The organism is Nisaea acidiphila (assembly GCF_024662015.1).
Taxonomy (GTDB): domain Bacteria; phylum Pseudomonadota; class Alphaproteobacteria; order Thalassobaculales; family Thalassobaculaceae; genus Nisaea; species Nisaea acidiphila.
Map to the genome: position 1 here is coordinate 4,280,035 of NZ_CP102480.1, position 23,370 is coordinate 4,303,404.

The 23,370-nt window shown below is 60.0% G+C and carries 16 protein-coding genes; 5 read left to right on the top strand and 11 right to left on the bottom strand.

Going from position 1 to position 23,370, the window contains the following annotated elements:
• Positions 1-7: 7 nt before the first annotated feature.
• From NUH88_RS20000 to NUH88_RS20025, 6 genes are all read right to left on the bottom strand, one after another.
• On the bottom strand, positions 8-841 hold the full coding sequence (locus tag NUH88_RS20000) for an ABC transporter ATP-binding protein (protein ID WP_257768470.1): 834 nt from the start codon (positions 839-841) through the stop codon (positions 8-10).
• Positions 842-908: 67 nt separating this feature from the next.
• On the bottom strand, positions 909-2,237 hold the full coding sequence (locus NUH88_RS20005) for an ABC transporter substrate-binding protein (protein WP_257768472.1): 1,329 nt from the start codon (positions 2,235-2,237) through the stop codon (positions 909-911).
• 94 nt (positions 2,238-2,331) lie between these two features.
• Entirely contained in the window at positions 2,332-3,405 is a 1,074-nt protein-coding gene (locus NUH88_RS20010) for a branched-chain amino acid ABC transporter permease (RefSeq protein WP_257768473.1), read from the bottom strand.
• A 4-nt stretch (positions 3,406-3,409) separates the two neighbouring features.
• Complete coding sequence (locus tag NUH88_RS20015) at positions 3,410-4,369, bottom strand: branched-chain amino acid ABC transporter permease (protein ID WP_257768474.1); 960 nt, start codon at positions 4,367-4,369, stop codon at positions 3,410-3,412.
• 26 nt (positions 4,370-4,395) lie between these two features.
• Entirely contained in the window at positions 4,396-5,238 is an 843-nt protein-coding gene (locus NUH88_RS20020) for an ABC transporter ATP-binding protein (RefSeq protein WP_372743529.1), read from the bottom strand.
• Between the two features lie 3 nt (positions 5,239-5,241).
• Positions 5,242-7,173, bottom strand: a complete 1,932-nt coding sequence (locus tag NUH88_RS20025) for an AMP-binding protein (RefSeq protein WP_257768476.1) — start codon at positions 7,171-7,173, stop codon at positions 5,242-5,244.
• 453 nt (positions 7,174-7,626) lie between these two features.
• Between NUH88_RS20025 and acnA the strand changes: the two genes are divergently transcribed.
• Both acnA and NUH88_RS20035 read left to right on the top strand, forming a co-directional pair.
• A complete protein-coding gene (acnA, locus tag NUH88_RS20030) occupies positions 7,627-10,314 on the top strand; it encodes an aconitate hydratase AcnA (RefSeq protein WP_257768478.1) in 2,688 nt (895 codons plus the stop codon).
• Positions 10,315-10,591: 277 nt separating this feature from the next.
• A complete protein-coding gene (locus NUH88_RS20035) occupies positions 10,592-12,673 on the top strand; it encodes an EAL domain-containing protein (RefSeq protein ID WP_257768480.1) in 2,082 nt (693 codons plus the stop codon).
• A 19-nt stretch (positions 12,674-12,692) separates the two neighbouring features.
• Here the strand turns inward: NUH88_RS20035 and NUH88_RS20040 are convergent, their stop codons facing one another.
• Genes NUH88_RS20040 through NUH88_RS20060 form a run of 5 tightly spaced genes read right to left on the bottom strand, consistent with a single transcriptional unit; the run spans position 12,693 to position 19,379 of the window.
• Positions 12,693-14,489: an adenine deaminase gene (locus tag NUH88_RS20040; protein WP_257768481.1), complete on the bottom strand. Its 1,797-nt coding sequence runs from the start codon at positions 14,487-14,489 to the stop codon at positions 12,693-12,695.
• A gap of 49 nt (positions 14,490-14,538) precedes the next feature.
• Complete coding sequence (locus NUH88_RS20045) at positions 14,539-15,360, bottom strand: DNA adenine methylase (RefSeq protein WP_257768483.1); 822 nt, start codon at positions 15,358-15,360, stop codon at positions 14,539-14,541.
• Entirely contained in the window at positions 15,357-16,256 is a 900-nt protein-coding gene (locus NUH88_RS20050; RefSeq protein ID WP_257768484.1) for a hypothetical protein, read from the bottom strand. The genes NUH88_RS20045 and NUH88_RS20050 overlap by 4 nt, the downstream gene beginning before the upstream one ends.
• A complete protein-coding gene (locus NUH88_RS20055; protein WP_257768485.1) occupies positions 16,246-18,132 on the bottom strand; it encodes an ORC-CDC6 family AAA ATPase in 1,887 nt (628 codons plus the stop codon). The genes NUH88_RS20050 and NUH88_RS20055 overlap by 11 nt, the downstream gene beginning before the upstream one ends.
• On the bottom strand, positions 18,129-19,379 hold the full coding sequence (locus tag NUH88_RS20060) for a metallophosphoesterase family protein (RefSeq protein WP_257768486.1): 1,251 nt from the start codon (positions 19,377-19,379) through the stop codon (positions 18,129-18,131). Before NUH88_RS20060 ends, NUH88_RS20055 begins: the two co-directional genes overlap by 4 nt.
• Positions 19,380-19,587: 208 nt before the next feature.
• On the opposite strand from NUH88_RS20060, the gene NUH88_RS20065 reads away from it, so the two are divergent.
• The 3 genes from NUH88_RS20065 (at position 19,588) to ftsH (ending at position 23,319) form a co-directional block, all read left to right on the top strand.
• The gene (locus NUH88_RS20065; protein ID WP_257768487.1) at positions 19,588-20,715 is read left to right on the top strand and encodes an LLM class flavin-dependent oxidoreductase; all 1,128 of its coding nucleotides are present in this window, start codon (positions 19,588-19,590) and stop codon (positions 20,713-20,715) included.
• 274 nt (positions 20,716-20,989) lie between these two features.
• Complete coding sequence (locus NUH88_RS20070) at positions 20,990-21,205, top strand: YgaP family membrane protein (protein ID WP_257768488.1); 216 nt, start codon at positions 20,990-20,992, stop codon at positions 21,203-21,205.
• Between the two features lie 218 nt (positions 21,206-21,423).
• Positions 21,424-23,319 (top strand): ATP-dependent zinc metalloprotease FtsH, encoded by a 1,896-nt coding sequence (gene ftsH, locus NUH88_RS20075; RefSeq protein ID WP_257768490.1) that lies wholly within the window; start codon positions 21,424-21,426, stop codon positions 23,317-23,319.
• Positions 23,320-23,370 lie beyond the last annotated feature (51 nt).

Sequence of the window (23,370 nt, forward strand, 5' to 3'; positions counted from 1 at the left end):
CGTTGTCTCAGCCGAGCCAGCGCTTGCGGCGCCGGTAATGCTTCACGTCGCGGAAGCTCTTGCGCCCGCTGGAGCTGAGGCCGAGATAGAACTCCTTCACATCCTCGTTGGAGCGCAGCATCTCTGCATCGCCTTCCATGACGACGCGTCCGCTCTCCAGGATATAGCCGTACTTGGCATAGCGCAGGGCCACGTTGGTGTTCTGTTCGGCCAGCAGGATGGAGACGCCTTCCTGCTCGTTGATCTTCTTCACGATCTCGAAGATTTGCTCGACCAGCTGCGGGGCGAGGCCCATGGAGGGCTCGTCCAGCAGGATGGTCTTCGGCCGGCTCATCAGGGCGCGCCCGATGGCGCACATCTGCTGCTCGCCGCCCGATGTGTAGCCTGCAAGGCTGTTGCGGCGCTCGCGCAGGCGCGGGAAATAGGTGTAGACCATCTCCAGATCCTGGGAGATGCCCACCCGGTCGCCGCCGCGCGTGAAGGCGCCGGTCATCAGGTTTTCCTCGACGGTCAGATGCTCGAAGCAGTGGCGGCCTTCCATCACCTGGATGACGCCTTTCTCGACGAGGGCATGCGGGGTCATCGCCTGAATCGGCTGCCCCTCGAAATCGATGGTGCCTTTCGTGACCTCGCCGCGTTCGGATTTCAGCAGGTTCGAAATGGCTTTCAGGGTCGTCGTCTTGCCGGCGCCGTTGCCGCCGAGCAGGGCGACGATGCCGCCGCGCGGCACTTCGAGCGAGACGCCTTTCAGGACGAGAATCACGTGGTCATAGATGACCTCGATGTTATTGACGCTGAGGATCGGCTGTTCCGCCCGGGGATCCTGTTCGGCTGCGCTCACGTCTCATGCCTCCAGTTGGGGAGAGAACGGCGCCGGTTGCCCGGCGCCGTTCAGGGTCAGGTCACACTCAGCTGCACTTGCGCGGGGTGATGTTGTTCTCCGCCGCATAGGCCGCGGAGTCCTCTTTCACCAGCTTGCGCACGACGTCGTGCATCGGCTCGATCCACTCGGAGACGATGTTCCACTTGCCGGCGCTCGCATCCCACTGCTGGATCGCCACCGGGCCGTTGCCCTCGTGGTTCTCGCAGGTGATCTTGATCGGCTTCATGAAGTCCTTCAGGCCGAGCCGTTCGAAGTCCGCTTCGGAGAGGTCGATCGCCTCGAAACCGTCGCGGACATGCTCGCCCCGGATGTCCTTCGTGCCGTGGATCTTGATCGCGTTGCGCATGGCTTCCGCGGTGAACACCGCCTCGAGCATGCCGCGGTTGTAGAGCACCTCACCGATGCGAGCCTCTTCGCCGGCGCCGTTGCCCTTGGCATAGACGTGCTTCTTGATATCCGCGATCGCCTGGAAGTCGGAACCCGGTGCGTGCATGGTGCCCGCGAGATAGCCGTTCGCGGCCGGACCGGCCGGAGCGACGTCATTCTCGGATCCGGACCACCAGACGCCGATGAACTTGTCCATCGGGAAGCGGATGGCGGCGGCTTCCTTGATCGCGACCTGGTTCATCACGCCCCAGCCCCACATGAAGATCCAGTCGGGCTTGCCGCGGCGGATCTGCAGCCAGGTGGCTTTCTGTTCCTGACCCGGATGGTCGACCGGGAGCAGCATCAGCTCGAAGCCGTAGGTGCCGGCCAGGGTCTCGAGGGTTTTGATCGGCTCCTTGCCATAGGCGGAATTGTGGAACACGAGGGCGATCTTCTTGCCCTTCAGCTTGTCCATCCCGCCTTCTTTTTCGCCGACATACTTGATGAAGGCGCTGGCCTGGGACCAGTAGGTGGTCGGGAAGTTGAAGATGTAGGGGAAGACGGTGCCGTCGGCCGCCGATGTCCGGCCGTAGCCCATGGAGAGGATCGGAATTTTATCTTCGCTCGCCTTCGGGATCAGGGCGTAGGTCACGCCGGTGGAGTGCGGGTTGAAGACGAGGGCACCGGACTGGCCTTCGTTCTTCAGGTTCTCGTAGCACTCGACGGAGACCTTGGTGTTGTAGCCGGTCTCGCACTCGACGACGTTGACCTTGATGCCCTCGACGCCGCCGTCGCGCTCGTTCAGCATGTTGAAATAATCGATAAAGCCGTTCGCGAGCGGAATGCCGTTCGGCGCGTAGGCGCCGGTCCGGTAGACCAGGTTCGGAACGGTGTAGGCGTCGTAGTCGGCCATGGCCGTTTCGGCCCAGGCCGCTCCGGCGATGACGCCCGCGGCCGCAAGGGCCATGGTTGTCTTGGTTAGTTTCATACTTGCCTCCCTAATGTGGGCCGATTTTTTCCGGCCTGTTCAGGTTTGTGCGTGCTTCAGCCACGCGGGCGCCCCCGCTCCCCACCGACAGAGGTCAGTAGGGGAACGGCCATAGGCGGAGCTTCTCCTTGGTGATCTGCCACATGCGGGCCAGACCGTGCGGCTCCTTGATAAGAAAAAAGATGATGAGCGAGCCGACGAGGATGAACTCGATATGCTTCGCCGTCACCGGGACCATCCCGATCCAGTCCACCAGCACGACCTTCAGCCCGACCGGCATCAGCGCCATGAAGGCGGCGCCGAGATAGGCACCGAGTACGCTGCCGAGCCCGCCGATAATGATCGCGAAGAGGACGAAGAAAGACTGCAGGATGTCGAAGGCTTCCGTGGCTTCGACGGTGCCGAGCCAGATATGAAAGATCAGCGCGCCGCCGATGCCGATGTAGAAGGAGGAGACGGCGAAGGCGAGCAGCTTGGTCTTCAGCGGCTTGATGCCGAGCAGCTCGGCCGCGATGTCCATGTCGCGGATCGACATCCAGGCCCGTCCGACGCGGCCGCGTACCAGATTGAGCGCGATCCAGGTGAAGAAGGCGAGGAATCCGAGCACGAAGAGATACTGTGCTGCCGGACTTGCCTGCGGCCCGGAGACGAGAACGCCGAACACCTCGCGCGGCGGCGCGGTGATCTGGCTCATCTCGTAATTGTAGAACCACGGCACCTTGTTGAACATCCAGATCAGGAAGAACTGGGCCGCCAGCGTTGCCACCGCGAGATAGAAGCCCTTGATCCTGAGACTCGGCAGACCGAACAGGACGCCGACCGCTGCCGTACAGCCTCCGGAGAGAACGATCGCGAGGATCAGGTTCATTTCCGGAAAGGCGGTGACGATCTTGTAGGAACTGTAGGCGCCGACCGCCATGAAGCCGCCGGTGCCGAGCGAGATCTGTCCGCAATATCCGACCAGGATGTTGAGGCCGAGCGCGACAAAGGCATAGACCATGAACGGCAGCAGAATTGCTTTCGACCAATAGTCGTTGATGATGAAGGGGATGACCCCGACCGCCACCGTCACGATGATCGCCAGCAGGATCTTGTCCTGGAAGATCGGGAACAGTTGCTGGTCGGCGGCGTAGTTGCGTTTGAACTGGCCTGTTTCGCGATACAGCATCGCCTTACACCCTCTCGATAATCTTGTCGCCGAACAGTCCCTGTGGCCTGAACATCAGGAACACGAGGGCGAGCATGAAGGCGAACCAGTTTTCCACGGCGCCGCCATGGACGCTGTACCAGAAGACTTCGACGACCTTTTCGCCGAGGCCGATGATGAGGCCGCCAATGATGGCGCCCGGGATCGAGGTGAAGCCGCCGAGGATCAGCACCGGCAAAGCCTTGAGTGCGATCAGCGACAGGCTGAACTGCACCCCGGACTTGCTGCCCCACATGATGCCGGCGACCAGCGCGACGATGCCCGCGACCGACCAGACGATGACCCAGATCTGTTGCAGCGAGATGCCGACGGAGAGGGCGGCCTGGTGATCGTCCGCCACGGCGCGGAGAGCACGGCCGATGCGTGTCTTGGTAAAGAACACAGCCAACACCGCGACCAGTGACCCGGCGGCGACTGCTGCCGTCACATCGAGTTGTTCGACAAAGACGCCATTGATGTCCCAGACATCCGTCGGCAGGCCGATATCGAGCACCTTCACGTCGCTGCCCCAGAGCAGGTCGCCGGCGCCTTCAAGCACGTAGGAGAGGCCGAGCGTCGCCATGAACAGGATGATCAGTTCCTGGTTGACCAGCGGTCTCAGCACCAGGCGTTCGATAACAATCGCAAGCAGGACCATGACGACGATGGTTGCCGCGATCGCGAGGATCACGACCAGCGCCTTCGGCATGCCGATCGGCTCCATGATCTCCATCAGGCCGGTCAGCGTAAGGGCCGCGAACAGGGCCAGCACGCCCTGGGCGAAGTTGAAGACGCCGGAGGCCTTGAAAATGAGCACGAAGCCGAGCGCGACGAGCGAGTAGAGAACGCCGGCCATCAGACCCTTGGTCACGGTCTCTATGAAGAAAGCCGGTTCCATCACCATGTCGACGAACGGCTGAATCAGAAGGGCATGGAGGAATTCCACGGGATGATCTCCTTTATCTCGGCATCTCAGTCGTGGCTGACGCCGAGATAGGCGTCGATGACATTCTGGTTGGCGCGGACTTCGTCGGGCGTGCCGTCGGCGATCTTGCTGCCGTAATCCAGCACGACCACGCGGTCGGACAGGTCCATGACCACGCCCATATCGTGCTCGATGAGGATCACGGTGGTGCCGAATTCCTCGTTCACGTCGATGATGAAGCGGGACATGTCCTCCTTTTCCTCGACATTCATGCCGGCCATCGGCTCGTCGAGCAGGAGGATCTTCGGGTCCATCGCCAGCGCGCGGCCGAGCTCGACCCGCTTTTGCAGCCCATAGGGCAGGCGGCCGACCGGGGTCCGGCGCAGAGCCGCGATCTCGAGGAAGTCGATCACCTTCTCGACATGCTCGCGGTTCGCCAGTTCCTCCTTCTGCGCCGGTCCGAAATAGAGGCATTGCCAGAAGAAGTTCGTCTTCATCTGCAGCAGCCGGCCGGTCATCAGGTTGTCGAGCGTACTCATGCCGCGGAACAGGGCGATGTTCTGGAAGGTCCGTGCGATGCCGTTCGAGGCCGCGAAATGCGGGTCCATCGCCGGAAAACTCTGGCCGGCGAAATTGATGCGGCCGGAGTTCGGCTTATAGAAGCCGTTCAGCACGTTCAGCATCGAGGACTTGCCGGCGCCGTTCGGGCCGATGATCGCCCGGATCTCGCCTTCCCGGACGTCGAAGCTGACATCGTTGATCGCGGTCACGCCGCCAAACTTGACGATGATGTTCTCGACGCTGAGGACGGGGCCACCGATGGTGCGCGTGTCTGCGTATCCGGAGGTCTCGTCCGTCCCGCCGGTCTCTATGATCTGTGCTTCTGCCACGGGTCAGCCTGCCTTTTTCAGTTCCGGCGCAGTGGCGCCGTCGACTTCCATGATTTTCATCGACGCCTGGATCACGCCCTTGCGGCCGTCCTCGAACGTCACCTCGGAATTCATCTCCGCGCGCTCCCCGTCGCCGTAGAGCGACTCGATAATCGGACCGTATCGCTCGGAGATCACGCTGCGGCGGACTTTGCGGGTGCGCGTCAGCTCGCCGTCATCGGCATCCAGCTCTTTGTAGAGAAGCAGGAATTTCCGGATCTTCTGGGTATCCGGCAGGCTCTCGTTCACGTGCGCGATCTCGCCCCGGATCAACTCGTAGATTTCCGGCCGGTCCGAGAGGTTGGTGTAGGAGGTGAAGGGGATGCGTTCCTTCTCCGCCCATTTGGATACGATGGAGAAGCGTACGCAGATAATTGCTGTCAGATAGTCCTGCCCGGCGCCGAGAATCACCGCCTCGCCGATATAGGGCGAGAATTTCAGCTTATTCTCGATGTATTGCGGCGAGAACTTCGTGCCGGTCCGGGTCTGGGCGATGTCCTTCACCCGGTCGATCACTGTCAGGCGTCCCTTGTCGTCGAAGAAGCCGGCATCGCCGGTATGCATCCAGCCGTCCTTCATGTCCGCCTTGGTGGCTTCCGCGTTTTTGTAGAAGCCGCGGAACATGTTCGGATGGCGGGTGACGATCTCGCCAACGCCGTCCGTGTCGGCATCGATGATTTTCACTTCGCAGCCCTCGAACGGCACGCCGACCGTGTCGACGTCGATTTCCTTGCCGTCCTGCAGTGTGTAGGCGCCAAGCAGTTCGGTCTGGCCGTAGAGCTGCTTCAGCGGCACGCCCATGGCGAGGAACAGCTTGAAGGTCTCGGGGCCCATCGCGGCACCGCCGGTCGCGGCGGACCGCACGCGGGAGAAACCGAGCCGGTCGCGCAACGCGCCGAAGAGGGCGGTATCGGCGAACCAGGACCGGGTCCCTTTCTCCACCGCCTCGGTGCCCATCTGGACGCCTTTCTCGAAGATCCACTGGGTCATCGGGCCCGCATCCATTACCCGGGCGCGCATGTCGGCGGCGATCTGTTCCAGAACGCGGGGCGCCAGGAGCAGGAAGGTCGGTCCGATCTCGCGCATGTCATGCATCGCGGTTTCCTCGTTCTCGGGGAAACTCACTTTCATGCGGGAGTTAAGGCCGAAGCCGAGTGTGTAGACCTGCTCCATGATCCAGGGCATCGGCAGCACGGAGACATATTCGTCCGTCGAGTCCTTCGGGTCGTGTTTCAGGTAAAGCTGGGTATGGCGCACGAAATTGCCGTGCGGCAGCTCGGCCAGTTTCGGGTTCGAGGTGGTGCCGGAGGTGGTGCAGAGAATGGCGATGTCCTCGCCGGTCACCGCGTTCACCAGTTCGTCATACTGCTCCGGCGACTTTGCATGGATTTCCGCGCCGCGGGCCACGAGGTCATCGAAGGAGACGATGCGGGGATCGTCGAATTTCCGCATCCCGCGGGAATCGGAATAGATGATCTTCTCGATCGTATTGGCGCGTTCACCGAGATTGAGGAACTTGTCGACCTGCTCCTGATCCTCGGCATAAGCCATTTTCGCCTGGCTGTAGCCGGTAAGGTAGGCGATCTCGTCCTCGAGCACGTCGCGATAGAAGCCGATCGTCATGGCGCCGACGGACTGTGCAGCGAGCTCGGCGCAGATCCAGTCCACGTTGTTGTCGCCGATGATCGCGAAGACGTCGCCTTTCTGGAGGCCCGCCTCGTTCAGCGCGAGGGCAAGGTTCCGTACCCGGGCCTGATAGTCCGCCCAAGTGAATTCGCTCCAGACCCCGTAATCCTTTTCGCGGAGGGCCACTTCGGTCGGGTGACGTTCTGCGTTGTAGCGCAGCAGCTTCGGCAAGGTGTCGTAAACCGAAGCATCGGGGTACTCGTACGCCATGTTCCATCCCTATTGCGCGGTCCGGAAACCGGGCAGGGGCGAACAGTCTGAGAATGCGGATACAACCCGGGCTCTTGCGAAAGCAAGCGCCACCTCCCTGTCCGTCCCGGCCCGTGGCCCCCGCGTTTTCCGCGGATCGCCGCTTTCGAACCGTTTTTGTTTTCGGGTTCCGTCGTTGCGGCCCCCGTTGATTGGTGCCGATTTTTGGATGCGCTTGTGCCGAGGTCAACAAGATATTTCGGGTTTCTGAATTTTGCGGAACGGAATTTCGCAACTGGAGAAGGGTGTGGACGCGGTTACTCAGACCACTCTGGACTGGCGCTTTTCGGCGGAATTTCCTATATAAGTAAGGCGCGTTCCGGAGCGCTCTCCGCTCGCGCCAAAAAGATCAATTGGGAGAGACCGGACCGAGGCGCTCCTCGGGCGGCCGCCATCACTCAGCTCGAATAGGAGATGACAGTGACTGCTGGCCAAGACAGTCTGGACACCCGGCGTACGCTCAAAGCCGCCGGAAAATCCTACGATTACTATAGCCTCGAAGCCTTTGCCGATTCCGGATATCCGGAGATTCGCAAGCTTCCTTACTCGCTGAAAGTTTTGCTGGAGAATCTTCTGCGCTACGAGGACGGGCGCACGGTGACCGTGGACGACGTGAAAGCGCTCGCTCAGTGGGTGAAGGACAAGAAGTCCTCCCGCGAGATCGCCTACCGTCCGGCCCGGGTCCTGATGCAGGACTTCACGGGCGTTCCGGCGGTGGTGGACCTCGCCGCCATGCGCGACGCCATGACGCAGCTCGGCGGGGATCCGGAGAAGATCAACCCGCTTTCGCCGGTCGATCTCGTGATCGACCACTCGGTGATGGTGGATGCCTTCGGAGGCCCCGATTCCTTCCGGAAGAATGTCGAGCTCGAGTTCGAGCGTAACGGCGAGCGCTACGAGTTCCTGCGCTGGGGCTCCAAGGCATTCCGCAACTTCCGCGTCGTCCCGCCGGGCACCGGCATCTGCCACCAGGTGAACCTGGAGCATCTCGCCCAGACCGTCTGGACCAAGGAAGAAGACGGCAAAACGATCGCCTATCCGGACACGCTGGTCGGCACCGACAGCCACACCACCATGGTGAACGGCATGGCCGTGCTCGGCTGGGGCGTCGGCGGCATCGAGGCGGAAGCGGCCATGCTCGGCCAGCCGGTCTCCATGCTGATCCCGGAGGTCGTCGGCTTCAAGCTGACCGGCAAGATGCCGGAAGGCGCGACCGCGACCGACCTGGTGCTGACCGTCGTGCAGATGCTGCGCAAGAAGGGCGTGGTCGGGAAATTCGTCGAGTTCTTCGGCCCGGGTTTGAACGAGCTGCCGCTCGCGGACCGTGCGACGATCGCCAACATGGCCCCGGAATACGGCGCCACCTGCGGCTTCTTCCCGGTCGACCAGGAATGCCTCAATTACCTGAAGCTAACCGGCCGCGACGACGACCGGATCGCGCTGGTCGAGGAATATGCCAAGGCCCAGGGGATGTGGCGGGACGATGCCCAGGAGCTGGTCTTCACCGACACGCTGGAGCTCGATCTCGGCACCGTCGTGCCGTCGCTCGCCGGCCCGAAGCGGCCGCAGGACCGTGTTCTGCTGACCGAGGCGGCGCCGGAATTCGCCAAAGCCTTCAAGGATCTCGCCGGCGGCGTCGCGCCGCGCGAGGTCGAGGTGGAGGGCGAGGACTGGAAGCTCTCAGACGGCGACGTGGTGATCGCGGCGATCACCTCCTGCACCAATACCTCGAACCCCTATGTGCTGATCGCGGCCGGGCTCGTCGCCCGCAACGCGGCGGCCAGGGGCCTGACCCGCAAGCCCTGGGTGAAGACCTCGCTCGCGCCGGGCTCCCAGGTCGTCACCGACTATCTGGAGAAGGCGGGCCTGCAGGACGATCTCGACCGGCTCGGCTTCAACCTGGTCGGCTATGGCTGCACCACCTGCATCGGCAATTCCGGGCCGCTCGATCCGCATATCGCGGAAGCGGTGGAGAAGGGCGATCTGGTCGTCACCTCGGTGCTCTCCGGCAACCGGAACTTCGAGGGCCGGGTCAATCCGCACGTCAAGGCGAACTACCTCGCCTCGCCGCCGCTGGTTGTCGCCTATGCCATCGCCGGCAATCTCAACGTGGATCTCTACAAGGATCCGCTCGGCGAGGATACGGACGGCAACCCGGTCTATCTCAAGGACATCTGGCCGACCAACCACGAGATCCACGAGGTGGTGCAGGCCAGCGTCTCGCGCGAGATGTTCCAGGAACGCTATGCCAACGTCTTCGAGGGCCCGAAGGAATGGCAGGCGGTGCAGACCGGCGGCGGTCTCACCTACGACTGGAACGACGGCTCGACCTATGTCCAGAACCCGCCCTATTTCCAGGGCATGGCGATGGAGCCGGGCGAGCTGGCCGACATCACCGGCGCCCGCGAGCTCGCGGTACTCGGCGACTCGATCACCACCGACCACATCTCTCCGGCCGGGTCGATCAAGTCGGACAGCCCGGCGGGCGACTATCTGCGCGAACGCCAGGTCCGTCCCGTGGACTTCAACGCCTACGGCGCGCGCCGGGGCAACCACGAGATCATGATGCGCGGCACCTTCGCCAATATCCGTCTGAAGAACGAGATGGTGGAGGGGGTGACCGGCGGCTACACGGTGCATTATCCCTCGGGCGAGCAGATGCCGATCTACGACGCGGCGATGCGCTACCAGGCCGAGGGCGTGCCGCTGGTCGTCATCGGTGGCAAGGAATACGGCACCGGCTCAAGCCGCGACTGGGCGGCGAAGGGCACCCGTCTTCTCGGTGTCGGCGCGGTCATCGTCGAGAGCTTCGAGCGCATCCACCGCTCCAACCTCGTCGGCATGGGCGTGCTGCCGCTGCAGTTCACGGGCTCCGACAACCGCGAGAGCCTGGGTCTCAAGGGCACGGAGATGTTCGACATCACCGGCATCGCCGACGGCATCACCCCGCGCATGGACGTGCCGTGCAGGATCACCTACGCGGACGGCTCGGTGAAGGAGATCACGCTGCTCTGCCGCATCGATACCGCAGACGAGGTAGATTACTACCGCCACGGCGGGATTTTGCAATACGTGCTGCGGAACATCGCCAAGGCGGCGTGACGCTAGGGTGTGTCGAGCCTGCAATGAGGAATGCCCGGCTTCGGCCGGGCATATTCATTCTTGGGGGGCAGTTAGCGATGCATGGTTCACCCGAAATTAACTGAATGTCGACAAGGTTATGCATATCATCGTGCTCTGATGGGGGAGAAACACCGGATTTTGATGGTTGAAATTATGCGTCGCCGTATGATATGTCGCCTCTCTTTGCCGGGGTGGAGCGACAATGTTTCGGCTGCTGCCGTGGGGCATCCCGGCCCGGCGCCGGAATCCGAATGTAATGTCTGACCTACCCCGCCTTTGGCTCTATGCGGTCCGGGATGCGTTTGTTTCCCTGCTGCCCGTGACCGTGTTCCGGGTCCTCATTCAACTCGTCCAGTTCCTACCGGTCCCCGGTTATCATGCCTACATGACCTCGCTGTTCGGAGAGGGGTGGGACGGATTCCTAGGCCGTCTCGCCGATGCGGGCTATGTGGCCTGGGGGGTCGGTTCGGCGATCGCTGTCGCAATCTTCGTGCATCGGCGGTTGGTGCGCCGGCGCGCAGGCCACGATCCGCTGCCGTCGACGCTCGTCGGGCTCTGCGCGCTGCTGAACGTCGCGATTTTCGCCCTGCTGACCGGACGGGTGGAGATCACCGCGCTTGGCTACGACGTCATCCTCGAAGGCGCGCTCATCGGTCTGCTGACGGCCCATTCGCTTGATCTGCTGTCGCGCTGGCGCATGCCGGCCGCCTTCCGGCTCGCCTATGACGCGGAAATCACGGTTTCCCAGGCCCTGCACGCTTGTCTGCCGACCTTCGGGGCGGGGCTTGCGACGGTACCCGTCATTCTTTTGCTCGACCGCGTCTCGATCCCCGCCGCCGACTTCGTTGGCCCCCTTGACTATCTCGCGTCCGTCTCGGGGCTCGGCGGGTGGCTCTATCAGGCCGGCTCGGCCGTGTTGAATCATGTCTCCTGGTTCTTCGGCGTGCATGGCGGACTGATCCTGCTGTCGATCTCGGATCTGCTGTTCGCCGCACCGGAGAGCGCGTTCGATCCCGCGCGGGGGCATTTGCCGCTTTACAATCTCTTCGTTTTGCTCGGCGGGGCCGGCGCGACGCTCGGGCTGCTGTTGGCGATCGCCATTGCCGTGCGCGAGGGCGGCCAGCTCCGGGTGGCGAAACTCGCACTGCTGCCGTCGCTCTTCAATATCAACGAGATCGTGCTGTTCGGGCTGCCGGTGGTCCTGAACCCGGTCTACCTGCTGCCTTTCGTCGGAGTGCCGGTGCTGCTCGCTCTGCTTTCCTACGGTGCCGTGGCGGCGGGCCTGTTCGAGCTGCGGCCGCTCGATATTCCCTGGACCACGCCGCCGCTGATTTCCGGCTGGATGCTGACCGGCTCCTGGCGCGGCGCCGCGTTCCAGCTTTTCGAGATCATGCTCGCGGCGATGCTCTATCTGCCGTTCGTTCGGATCGCCGAGCGCCAACGCCGGGCGCGGCGCTCCGAGGACGTGCTGACCGCGACCGAGGCGGTGCTGGCGGAAACGATCCGGGTCCCGGTGATCCACCGGACCGACATGCCGGGCTATGTCGCCCGCGGCCTGCTGGGCGACCTGCGCGACGCCATCGCCCACGGCCGGCTGGAGCTGCATTACCAGCCGAAGGTCGATCGTGAGGGCAGGGTGCACGGGTTCGAGGCTCTGCTGCGCTGGCCGCACCCGGCGCATGGCCGCCTTTCGCCCATGCTGGCGGTCCTGCTCGCCGAGGATGGCGGGCTGATCGACCGGCTCGGCGGCTGGGTGATCGATGCTGCCTGCGCCTGTAAGGCGCGCTGGAACGAGATGGGCCACCGCGATCTGGTCATAGCGCTGAATGTCTCGCCGGTGCAGCTCTGGGACCCGGAGCTGCCGGACCGGATCGGGCGCGCGCTGCAGCGGCACGGGCTCCGGCCGCAGGAGATCCAGCTCGAGATCACCGAATCGCATGCGCTGCCCGACGATCTGCGGGTCGAGGAGACCTTCGGCCGCCTGACCGCTCTGGGCGTCGGCCTGGTGATGGACGATTTCGGCATGGGGCACACCTCGCTGGTCTATCTGCGGCGCTATGCCATGCAGTCGATCAAACTCGACGGTTCGCTCACCCGAGAGGTGCTGATCCATCCGGCCAATGCCGACATTATCCGCAGCATCGCCGCGCTCGGGCGCTCGCGCGACGTGGAGATCGTCGCGGAATATGTCGAGACCGAACCGCAGCGCGACGCGCTCGCGGCGCTCGGCTGCGACCTGTTTCAGGGCTATCTCTACGCCCCGCCGATGCCGGAGGCGGACTGCCTCGCCTATCTGAAGGCGCAGGGGCGAAAGGTACGCAAGAAGTCCGGCGCCTAGACCGGGGGTGGAGACGTCCTCACCCCTCCAGCAGCTCCGTCAGCTCGAATTTCGTCACGTCGACCAGCCCGAGATCGCTGATCCGGAGCTCCGGGATCACCACCAGCGCGAGGAGGGAGTGCTGCATATAGGCGTTGTTGAGCTTGCAGCCGCATTCCTCCATCGCCTCGACCATGCGCTGCGCCTTCGCCGCGACCTCGGCCGCCGGGCGATCCGACATCAGGCCCGCGATCGGCAGCTCGACCAGCGCGATCTCCCGGCCGTCCTTCCAGACCGTGACCCCGCCGCCGACCTCCCCGAGCCGCATCGCCGCCTTGGCCATCAGGTCCCGGTCGGTGCCGACGACGATCATGTGGTGGCTGTCATGGGCGACGGTGGAGGCCATCGCCATTTTCCCCTCGTAGCCGAAGCCGGAGACGAAGCCGTTCACCACCCCGCCGGTCGCGCGGTGGCGCTCGACCAGCGCGATCTGGCAGACGTCCTGCGCGACATCCCCCTCGACCACCCCGTCCGCCACCGGCAGCTCGGCCGTCAGCGCTTTCGTCGGCGCCTGGTTCTCGACCACGCCGATCACCTTCGCCGTCACCGCGTTCGCGCCCGCGGGCGCCGGGATCTCGAAATCGCCCGGCGCAAGCTCCATGCCGAGATGCACCGTCCGCCGCACCTCCTCCGGCCAGTCGTAATGCGGGCACTCGACCGTGATCTTCCCGTCTTTCGCCACCGTCACCCCGCGCGCGAAGACCTCCTCGATCGGCAGGGTGCGGAGATCCGAGGTCAGGATCATGTCCGCCCGCCGTCCGGGGGCGATCGAGCCGAGCTCGCGCTCGAGGCCGAAATGGCTCGCGGTGTTGATCGTCGCCATCTGCAGCGCGACCAGCGGGTCGCAGCCGCAGGAGATCGCGTGGCGCACCACCCGGTTCATGTGCCCCTCATGCACCAGCGTGCCGGAATGGCTGTCGTCGGTGCAGAGGATGAAATTGCGTGGATCGAGGCCCTTTTCGGTGACCGCCGTGATCTGGCTCTCGACATCGTACCAGGCGGAGCCCAGCCGCATCATCGAGCGCATGCCGTTGCGCACCCTTGCGATGGCGTCGGCCTCCGCCGTGCCCTCGTGATCGTCCGCCGCGCCGCCCGCGACATAGGCGCTGAAGGCGGGGCCCTTGTCGGGCGAGGCGTAATGCCCGCCGACGGTCTTTCCGGCGTTCATTGTCGCCGCCATCTCCGCCAGCATTTGTGCGTCGCCGGCGATCACGCCCGGAAAGTTCATCATCTCGCCGAGCCCGATGATCCCGGGCCAGTGCATCGCCTCGGCCACGTCGTCCGCGCCGATCTCGAAGCCGGTGGTCTCCAGCCCGGGGGCGGAGGGGGCGCAGGAGGGCATCTGGGTGAAGATATTGACCGCCTGCAGCAGCGCCTCGTCATGCATCATCCGGACGCCCCGGAGCCCGAGCACGTTGGCGATCTCGTGCGGGTCGGTGAACATGCTTGTGGTGCCGTGCGGGATCACCGCGGCGGCGAACTCCGCCGGCGTCAGCATGCCGGACTCGATATGCATGTGCCCGTCGCAGAGCCCCGGGATCAGGTAGCGCCCGCCGCCCTCGACCACGCGCGTCTCCGGCCCGATGCAGTGCGCCGCGTCCGGCCCTGTATAGGCGAAGCGCCCCTCGGCGACCGCGACCTCCCAGTCCAGCACCTCGCGGCTGTGCACATTGACGAGGCGGACATTGCGGATGACGAGATCCGCGGGTGCGCGCCCGCCCGCGACGGCGACGAGACGCGGGGCGGCTTCGGGCCAGGATTTGAGGGGGAGGGGCATGGGCGGTTCCTGAATTGCCGACACTACGGGAAAAAATGCGATAAACGCGCTAATTAAAAAATAGCAATTCTCGACCGGTTTTCCGCCCTGAAATCTTTGCAGAGACGCTTCTGGGTACAGAAATTTGTTCAAATCTCCAATGGCTCTTGATTTGCTCAGAAATATCCTCTTCCGGATAGCTGAGAAGGAACTTGGCACCTGATTTGTCGATTTTATGTAAAAACGTTAGCAATCTGTCGAAGTCATCGATCGTAAATGGTGCTTTTGAGTATTCTCGAAACACTCTTTTATTCGGAACGTAATATGGCGGGTCTAAATAAATAAAATCTCCCTCTCGGAGCTCTAATTTTTCTGCGCTTTCAAAATCATCACAATAAAAATGGGCGCATGATAGTTTATTTCCGGAAGCTATTGTCTCTTCTAGCGTTGGATATGGAGCGACTCTATCCGCCGAAAATGGCACATTGAATCCACCGGAAAGATTTTCACGATAAATGCCATTAAAGCAATTTCGGTTCAAATACCAAAAGTATATTGATTTCTCAATTCCAGTATTCATTTTATTAAATTGATTACGTATATAGTAGTACGTCTGCTTTGATCTAGGTATTTTCACTAATTCTGAGTGCATAAATATCGAATGCAAAGAAATGTTCTGATAAAATTGGATTAAATGAGGGTTTGTATCGAATATATTGTAGTTTTTCGCTTTTGAGTTAAAGAAAACACATGCCGATCCGGCAAATAATTCGAAATATCTCTCAATATGATCTGGAAAATACTCAGTGATTCTTTTAATCGCGCGCTTTTTGCTTCCGGCCCAACGGAGAATGGGGGAGGGAGATTGTCGTGCGTTAATTTCATTGTTCATTTTGGGATGGGAGAGTATTTGAATAAGACTATTTCACCATCGGGCTCTGCGTCTGCTATCACACTCGAAGAGTGCTGGCTTGCTCGCCAAACCGAAACATCATTGCTTAGTTTTCTCTGGGCAACAAGGCATAGAGCTCCAAAAATCTTAGGGCCGGTTGGAACGATTACGACTCTCGATCTGCCGATCAGGCCAGTACACAGGTTGATGATTGACGCTGATGTTCGGGAGGGGTCGAACACATGATAGTGCAACCTTCGTTCTTCGGGCACGAGTGACCAGATATCTGAGTTCGCTTTGATCACCTCTTTTTGAAAGCGGTCATCTCTGCCGACTGGCATCAAAGTCCATACCCCACTTGGGTCCAGAAACTCGACAGCTCCAATTGAAATATCCTGTTCATAGCCGAGACCAACGATGGCGGAAACGGGCAATTCGGGGTTAGCGGTCCATCCTTCGAAGCCTGGCAGAGGCGCAAAATTTAAGACCGGCTCACTCTCGGCAGGAGGGCGGCGGAATTTCGCCGGCGAATATGCAAACGAAAGCTCGAATTTTGCCGCATCCGCAAGCTCCATCGACACCTTCAGCGTGGCAGCCATGGTACGTCTATCAAGCGATGAGACATCCACGCACACTGTAGGCAAGCGTCCAGATGCCGAATCTATTGACGATGTGGCTTCCCGTAGAATGCTCTCCAAAGTCTGGGGAACAAAGCCAACCTCGATAATCGTGTCTTCTCTTTCAATGGCAAGTGTTAGGTTAGAGTCATAACTGTGAAGTTCGGTGGAAGGATACTTTAAGGCAATCGTTTTTTGAAATATGCCGTTTGTAGCTACAAATTGAGCACGGGTTTCATAGCCAAGAGCATAAATTAATATATCAAAGCTAATCGTCATAATTCGACTCATCAAAAATACTAATTTGCGCTGAAGGCTTGCCTGTATCACGGGGGCCAGAATCGAGTATTCTGGCTAGAGATATTTCGGTTCCTAGTATCAATGGAATCTTATAATAAGTAGAAAGGAGAAAAGATAGTCGAAACCTCTTTCCTCGCAGAGAGGATAGTAAAGGCTCGGCACCTTTATCGGGTACATATACTATAGCTCCGGCATTTACAGCGCGACCTAAGGCGCGGTGAGTTTCCTCATCAATGTGAGAATCGACAATAAAAGTTAAAGGTGGCTGTGGATTAAATTCTTCTACTACACATTTCTGGTAGAAGTGGTTTCCAACTTTATCCAATAAACTTAATAGGCCGCGATTCCCTTCGCGACTTTGTGGCTGGTATGGAATGGTCTTGAGAAAAGCTCTAAAGGCGTTAAGGGTACTTCGTACTTGTTCGGATTGATGTCGGTCTGAAACAGGGCGTTTCGCATGTTTTGCTCGTGTTATCATCAGCTCTCTAATAAGGGGCGAAAAAATCGCGAGCGTAAATCTAGGATTTCCTTCACACAATGATAATAGAGAAGGGTGACGAATATAAATTTGATCAACCTTTCTGCTTCTACCGCGTGATATGTCAGACCTATCGTCGGTGAAGCGACGAAAATATTCGCGAGTCAGAGCTATTGACCGTATTTTTCTTATGGTTGATGCGCGATCAATCCCGTTCAGATTGGTTAAATCATTGAGATTCACATTCCTTGACGCAAGCCAACTTTTAAAAGATGGGTCTGATTTCTCCAACGACATGTAAGCTTGCAAAACTTTTCCGTCGTCAGAGTATGGTGATTGAGTATCATCATCTTCAAAGTCGTAAAGTGAATTTCCAAGAAATGTACTCATTTCTTCCGAGTCATAACCAGAATCCTGCAACATGCGTTGCACCAGCTTAGCCGAGAATCTATGACCAGAATCCTTTCTGGCGTGCCAAAGGTACTCTACTTGAAAGTCGTTTTTTGCAGATGCGGCATGCTCGTCAGTGAGTAAATCCTCTATATTGCGATTGTACATAGCTAATGCGATTTTAAAAATTAGCTTCGGGTCGGACTGGCCGCGCAGATTTGAAAGCACTTCTTTTTGAATATCGGTCGGTGCAATTTCAAACTCATCGAATAGTAGCGCCCATCGCAGGCTTTGGTTTCCTATGTGGTTAGCGTAAATGTCTATTGCATACAACAGTGTGTCGCGGAATGTGAGGTAAATAAATTTACTTTCAAATTCGTCAAACGAATAATTTTCAATATAAAAAATTTTCTCCTTTATTTCGCCAATAGATATCAATCTCTTTCGTAGAGAGGCAATTATCCCACGAAAACTGTATATGCTAGTGTCTAAGCGCCATGCATCCGCTATTTGTCTAGATATCTCCGATTCTTGTTCGTTATTGATCTTCTTGACGTCAAAATTAATTCGCTTGCTTTTCGTTAGATCAAGTTCATTCAATTGAATTAAAGTGTTCATAAAAGAAAGAAGTACATGAGTTGTGAAGGCGGCGTTCATAATAAGCGTAGACTTCTGAGCATCGCCGGTCTTTGAGCGGATTTGTGCCTGCCAACTTCTGTCTGCAGGGACAAAAATACCAATAAAATCAACTTTTGGATATATATCAAACTTATTGAAATCGCGCCAATTAACGAGAGCAGGTATCGTAAGCATTTTGAACAATGTTGTCTTTCCGCTTCCCCGCGGTCCGATCACAATGTGGTTATTGTTCGATGAAATATTGCTATACGTAGAATCTGGTGGAACGAAAGTCTTGGCGACTTCACTAGGCTCAATATGCCTTGCATTATGAGTCTCGAATATAGAATGAGTGTAAGAAATGCTCATGATTTTCGTCCCAGTTCGATGATATTTCCTTTTAACCCTTCTTGAGAATTAATGTTGTAGTGGTTGGCTAGAGTCTTCTTTAATTCGATCATGTCGCTATATGTTACGTACCTTAGCTCGGGTGCTAAGGGGAGAATTTGCTCCCAGCGAGCATAGTCGCCTTTAAGGGAGTTATCTATTTTGCGCGCTAGGTCATCTATTGATCCTCTCCATCCGAAACCACTTTGCGGAGGGAGCCCGCTTGGCGGACGTGCCTGCTGTTGCCATCCGTCAAGGTTAGGATACCAATTCCATGTCGCAACAGTGCCCTGGACGCGCTGCGCCATTTGGTTTTTCGGGCTTTGATCGAATTCGACGATGTGAATCTGGTTCGGGCATATATTCGTATCGTCGCCGTCGGTAGTCTTGCCAAAGCTTGCGGCGGATAGAACCCAGGGCCCTGTGGATTTTTCAGATTGATATAGCCGACTTCTGTGCCGGTGGCCATGAATAGCAAACCATCGTCCATTATCAGTATCTGATAATAAATCAAGTAGTGTGGAGGCGCCAATTATTTCTGATTTATCAATGTATCCAACAGAGTTGTCAGGCTTTAGATGGTGATGGCAAATAAAAATATTTATAGGGTATTTGTTTTTTCCATTTTTCTCGCGCTCTTTATTGTCGCGATCGATATATTTTTTTATGAGATCTATTGTTGGTGCGCTGATTCTCCCATGTTCAAGTTCCGGTACGCTGTCTTTGGCATTGTATCCGTGATACGCGGAGGAATTAAGAATTACAAAACGAATATCATCAAGCGAGAAAAGGCAAAAATTTAACGCCCAATAATGAAGTGTCATGCTTTCTGGATTCGCTTTTTCTTGAAGGCATCTAATATAAACGGGGAAGTCGTGTGAATAATTCTGTAGAAATTCGCGAGGATCATATTTTCCAGAGAAAAATCTGCTGTCCAAATCATGATTTCCGGTTGTCGCGATCAGGGCCCGAGCGTGACAATTTTCCGTGACCGATTTTAGAAAGTTCCATGAGAATTCGATTCCAGATATGTCTGCTTTATCGCCAAGATCTCCCGGGCAAACAACATAATCGACCTGAATGTCTTCCGCTTTGATCAAGTCAATTAGTTGAGATTGAGGTGAGTGTGGAGCATTATCTCCCGCAATAACGAATGAAGGGGTTGAAGAGCCCAACGTAGGGTGATGTTTATTGTAGGCGTGGATGTCTGAGATAACTAATATTTTCATGTTTTATTTTCTTTTATTTCAAGTCAATTCGTGGATTGGGAGCGTGTGCTGTTGGGTATCATTAGTTGATTCTCTTGAGTATGTGAATGGTTTAGTTGAGGCTCAATCGTTTTCGATAGGGATTGTAGTGCCCAGCTAGCCTAGCTTCCACAGCTTGCCAACATTCTGCTACCCTCTCATTGTATACAAAAATAAGGGAGGCTCCCCCATGGCCAAGCTCGGCCTGTTCATGATGCCGCTGCATCCGCCGGCGCGCGATTTCCATACCGTGCTGCAGGAAAACAGGGAGCTGGTGAAGCTCGCGGACCGGCTGGGTTACGCCGAGGCCTGGATGGGGGAGCATTATACCTCGACCGCCGAGCCGGTGACCTCGCCGCTGCTGTTCAACGCCTCGCTGATCGACGAGACCGAGAACATAATCTTCGGCTCCGGCGTGATCTCGCTGCCGCAGCAGCATCCCGTGGTGGTGGCGGGGCATGCGGCTTTGTTCGACCATCTCGCCCGCGGGCGCTTCATTTTCGGGATCGGCTCGGGCGGGCTCTCGAGCGACTGGGAGATCTTCGGCAATCTCGACCACAAGGCCCGCGCCATGGCGATGGTCGAGTCCATCGACCTGATCCAGAAGGTCTGGTCGGAGGACCCGCCCTGGAGCCACGAGGGGGAGCATTTCACCGCGAGCATTTCCGACCGGGTGCTGCCGGAGTACGGCATCGGCCGCTTCATAAAGCCCTACCAGCAGCCGCACCCGCCGATCGCCGTCTCGGTGCGCGGCGCCAATTCCATGACCGCGCATTTCGCCGGCCAGCGCGGCTGGTGCCTGCTCTCGGGCAATTTCGTGCCGGCCGCCGACATCGCGACCCACTGGCCGACCTATGCGGGCGGCGCGGAGAAGGCGGGGCGGCGCGCGGACCCGAACGTCTGGCGCGTCGGCCGCTCCGTGCTGATCACGGAGAGCGACGCCGAGGCGGAGGAGATCTGCCGGGATCCGGACGGCGTCTTCGCCTGGTATTTCCGCTATCTCGGCGCGCAGGGCCAGCTCGCGGCGGGGACGAAGCCGGAGGAGATCTACTGGGACGCGGTGCAGGCGGAGGCGATGGGGAAGGTGCGCGATTTCGTCATCGCGGGCTCGGCCGGGACCGTGCTCGACAAGCTCGTCGCCTTCCGCGACGAGATCGGCGATTTCGGCACCCTGATGCTGACCGCGCACGACATGGAGGGGGTCAAGGAGATGTGGCTCCGCTCCTTCACCCGGATGGCGGAAGAGGTCTGGCCGAAGCTGAAGGGGTATATGGAGGGGAAGCGCGCGCCCCATGCCACGAGAGGGGCGGCGGAGTAGGGGGCTCGCTCCGCTCTCTCCCTTACATTCAATATTCAACAATAAGGTCGTCATTCCCGCGAAAGCGGGGACCCAGGGGTCAAAGGCACCGCTCTACGCTCCCTGGGTCCCCATTTGCATGGGGATGACGACCGTTTGGGGGAGGCCGGGCGAGGAAGATGATCGCGCGCCGCGACAATTCGCGCCGTCCCCGGGTCCCCGCGCGGGCGCATAGTTCGGGGCGGGCGGGCCGTGCCGGTTCCGTCATCTCAAGCGTCCGACAGGAGATCCTCTCATGACCGCGAATGTTGGAAATCTCGACCGCCTGGCCCGGCTGGTGCTGGGCGTGGTGCTGATCCTTGCCCCCTTCGTCCTCGACCTCGCGATCTTCGCCAATCCGCTGGTGAAATGGGGCGTGCCGGTCGTCGGGCTGGTCTTCGCCGGCACCGCGCTGGTCCGCTTCTGCCCGCTCTACGCGATCCTCGGCATCCGCACCCGTCGCGGGGAGTAGGCGCGCGGCTTCTCCCCAATAATTGTCATCCCGTTTTCAAGGTCGTCATTCCCGCGAATGCGGGGACCCAGCGATCAAGGGCACCGCTCTACGCTCCCTGGGTCCCCACTTGCGTGGGGATGACGACGTTTAGGAGATGGCGCCCATGGACCCGGGGGCTTCGCCGGATTACCCTGTCTCCATTGGATATTGCGAACTGACAGGCTCGGGTGAGGGCGATGGCGGACGAGGGAAATAGCGGCAAGGGGCCGGTGCTGAAATGGGCGCTGCTGATCGGCGTCTTCTTCGCGCTGCTCGCGCTCTCGCAGATCATGCTGCACCAGGAGCCGGCCCGGCCGAAAAGCTATTCCGAGTTCAAGCAGCTGGTCGCCGACGGCCAGGTCGAGAGCGTGACCTTCGAGGGCTCGAAGGTTTCCGGCCTGCTGCGCAACGGCGCGACGGCGCAGCCCTTCACCTCCTTCCTGCCGCCGACCGGCGACCCGGATCTGCTGGCCTCCCTTGAGCGCCAGGGCGTCGAGGTGCGCTCCCAGCCCGCCGACGACGGCTCCTCCTGGCTGGTCTCGCTGCTGCCCTGGCTGCTGATCTTCGGCTTCTGGTACTTCCTCTGGTTCCGCATGTCCGGCTCGATGATGGGCGGCATGGGGCGCGGCGGGGTCGGCGACATCCTGCGCGGCAAGACCGAGCCGGTGAAGAAGGCGGCGATCCCGAAGGTGCGGCTCTCCGACGTCGCCGGACAGGAGAACGCCAAGGCCGAGGTCGGCGAGCTGCTCGAGTTCCTGCGCGACGCCGAACGCTATCAGCGGCTCGGCGCCGAGGTGCCGCACGGCATCCTGCTGCAGGGCCCGCCCGGCACCGGCAAGACCCTGATCGCCCGCGCGCTCGCCGGCGAGGCCGGGGTGCCGTTCTTCCACATGTCGGCCTCCGAGTTCATCGAGATGTTCGTCGGCGTCGGCGCCAGCCGCGTGCGCAACCTCTTCGATGCGGCGAAGAAGGCGCAGCCCTCGATCATCTTCATCGACGAGCTCGACAGCGTCGGCCGGGTGCGCGGCGCCGGGCTCGGCGGCGGCCATGACGAGCGCGAGCAGACCCTGAACCAGATCCTCGCCGAGATGGACGGTTTCGAGGGCCACGAGGCGGTGGTGGTGCTGGCCGCGACCAACCGCCCGGACGTGCTCGACCCGGCGCTACTGCGGCCCGGCCGCTTCGACCGCCACGTGACGCTGGAGCTGCCGGACCTCGCGGGCCGCGAGGCGATCCTGAAGGTGCATTGCCGCAGCGTGCCGCTCGCGGGCGACGTCGACCTGCACAAGGTGGCGACCGGCACGCCGGGCTTCTCCGGCGCCGATCTGAAGAACCTCGTCAACGAGGCGGCGATGGCGGCGGCGCGGGAGAACCTGACCAAGGTCGAGGCACGGCATTTCGACCAGATGCGCGACCGCATCATGATGGGCGCGGTGCGCACGCTTGCGATCCACGAGGACGAGCGGCACCGGCTCGCGGTGCACGAGAGCGGCCATACCGCGGTCGCCTATTTCCTGCCCGAGGCGGACCCGCTGCACAAGGTGACGATCATCCCCCGCGGCCGCTCCCTCGGCAGCACCCACCAGCTCCCCGAGATAGAGCGCCATACCCTGCCGGAAAGCTACCTCCAGGACCGGCTCGCGGTCATTCTCGGCGGCCGCGCGGCGGAGCAGGTCTTCCTCGGCTCGGTCAGTTCCGGCGCCGACGAGGATATCCGCATGGCGACGCAGATCGCCCGCTCCATGGTCGGGCGCTGGGGGATGTCGGAGGAGGTCGGGCCGGTCGATGTCCGCGAGAGCGAGTCGCATCCCTTCCTCGGGCGCGAGATGGCGCAGCCGCGCAGCTTCTCCGAGGCGACGGCGGCGCTCGCCGACAAGGCTGTGAAGCACTATCTGGTCGATGCCGAGGCGCGCGCGGTCGAGGTCCTGAAGCAGAACGAGGCCAAGGTGGGGCGGCTGATCGCCGAGCTCGAGGAGCGCGAGACGCTGGACCGGAACGAGATCGCGGTCTGTCTCGGCCCGAAGGAAGTCGCGGCGGGCGCAAAGAAGAAGGCCTCGAAGCCTGAAGCGGAGAGTGGAAAAGAGTCCGGCTGAGCGGTCCCGGGATGCTATGCCCGGAGCGCTCTGATATCTCTGGAGGGACCT

Coding starts and splice junctions, on each gene's coding strand:
- NUH88_RS20005 (WP_257768472.1), bottom strand. CDS start 2,237: ATGAAACTAACCAAGACAACCATGGCCCTTGCGGCCGCGGGCGTCATC.
- NUH88_RS20010 (WP_257768473.1), bottom strand. CDS start 3,405: ATGCTGTATCGCGAAACAGGCCAGTTCAAACGCAACTACGCCGCCGAC.
- NUH88_RS20025 (WP_257768476.1), bottom strand. CDS start 7,173: ATGGCGTACGAGTACCCCGATGCTTCGGTTTACGACACCTTGCCGAAG.
- acnA (WP_257768478.1), top strand. CDS start 7,627: ATGACAGTGACTGCTGGCCAAGACAGTCTGGACACCCGGCGTACGCTC.
- NUH88_RS20035 (WP_257768480.1), top strand. CDS start 10,592: ATGTCTGACCTACCCCGCCTTTGGCTCTATGCGGTCCGGGATGCGTTT.
- NUH88_RS20040 (WP_257768481.1), bottom strand. CDS start 14,489: ATGCCCCTCCCCCTCAAATCCTGGCCCGAAGCCGCCCCGCGTCTCGTC.
- NUH88_RS20045 (WP_257768483.1), bottom strand. CDS start 15,360: ATGAACAATGAAATTAACGCACGACAATCTCCCTCCCCCATTCTCCGT.
- NUH88_RS20050 (WP_257768484.1), bottom strand. CDS start 16,256: ATGACGATTAGCTTTGATATATTAATTTATGCTCTTGGCTATGAAACC.
- NUH88_RS20055 (WP_257768485.1), bottom strand. CDS start 18,132: ATGAGCATTTCTTACACTCATTCTATATTCGAGACTCATAATGCAAGG.
- NUH88_RS20060 (WP_257768486.1), bottom strand. CDS start 19,379: ATGAAAATATTAGTTATCTCAGACATCCACGCCTACAATAAACATCAC.
- NUH88_RS20065 (WP_257768487.1), top strand. CDS start 19,588: ATGGCCAAGCTCGGCCTGTTCATGATGCCGCTGCATCCGCCGGCGCGC.
- NUH88_RS20070 (WP_257768488.1), top strand. CDS start 20,990: ATGACCGCGAATGTTGGAAATCTCGACCGCCTGGCCCGGCTGGTGCTG.
- ftsH (WP_257768490.1), top strand. CDS start 21,424: ATGGCGGACGAGGGAAATAGCGGCAAGGGGCCGGTGCTGAAATGGGCG.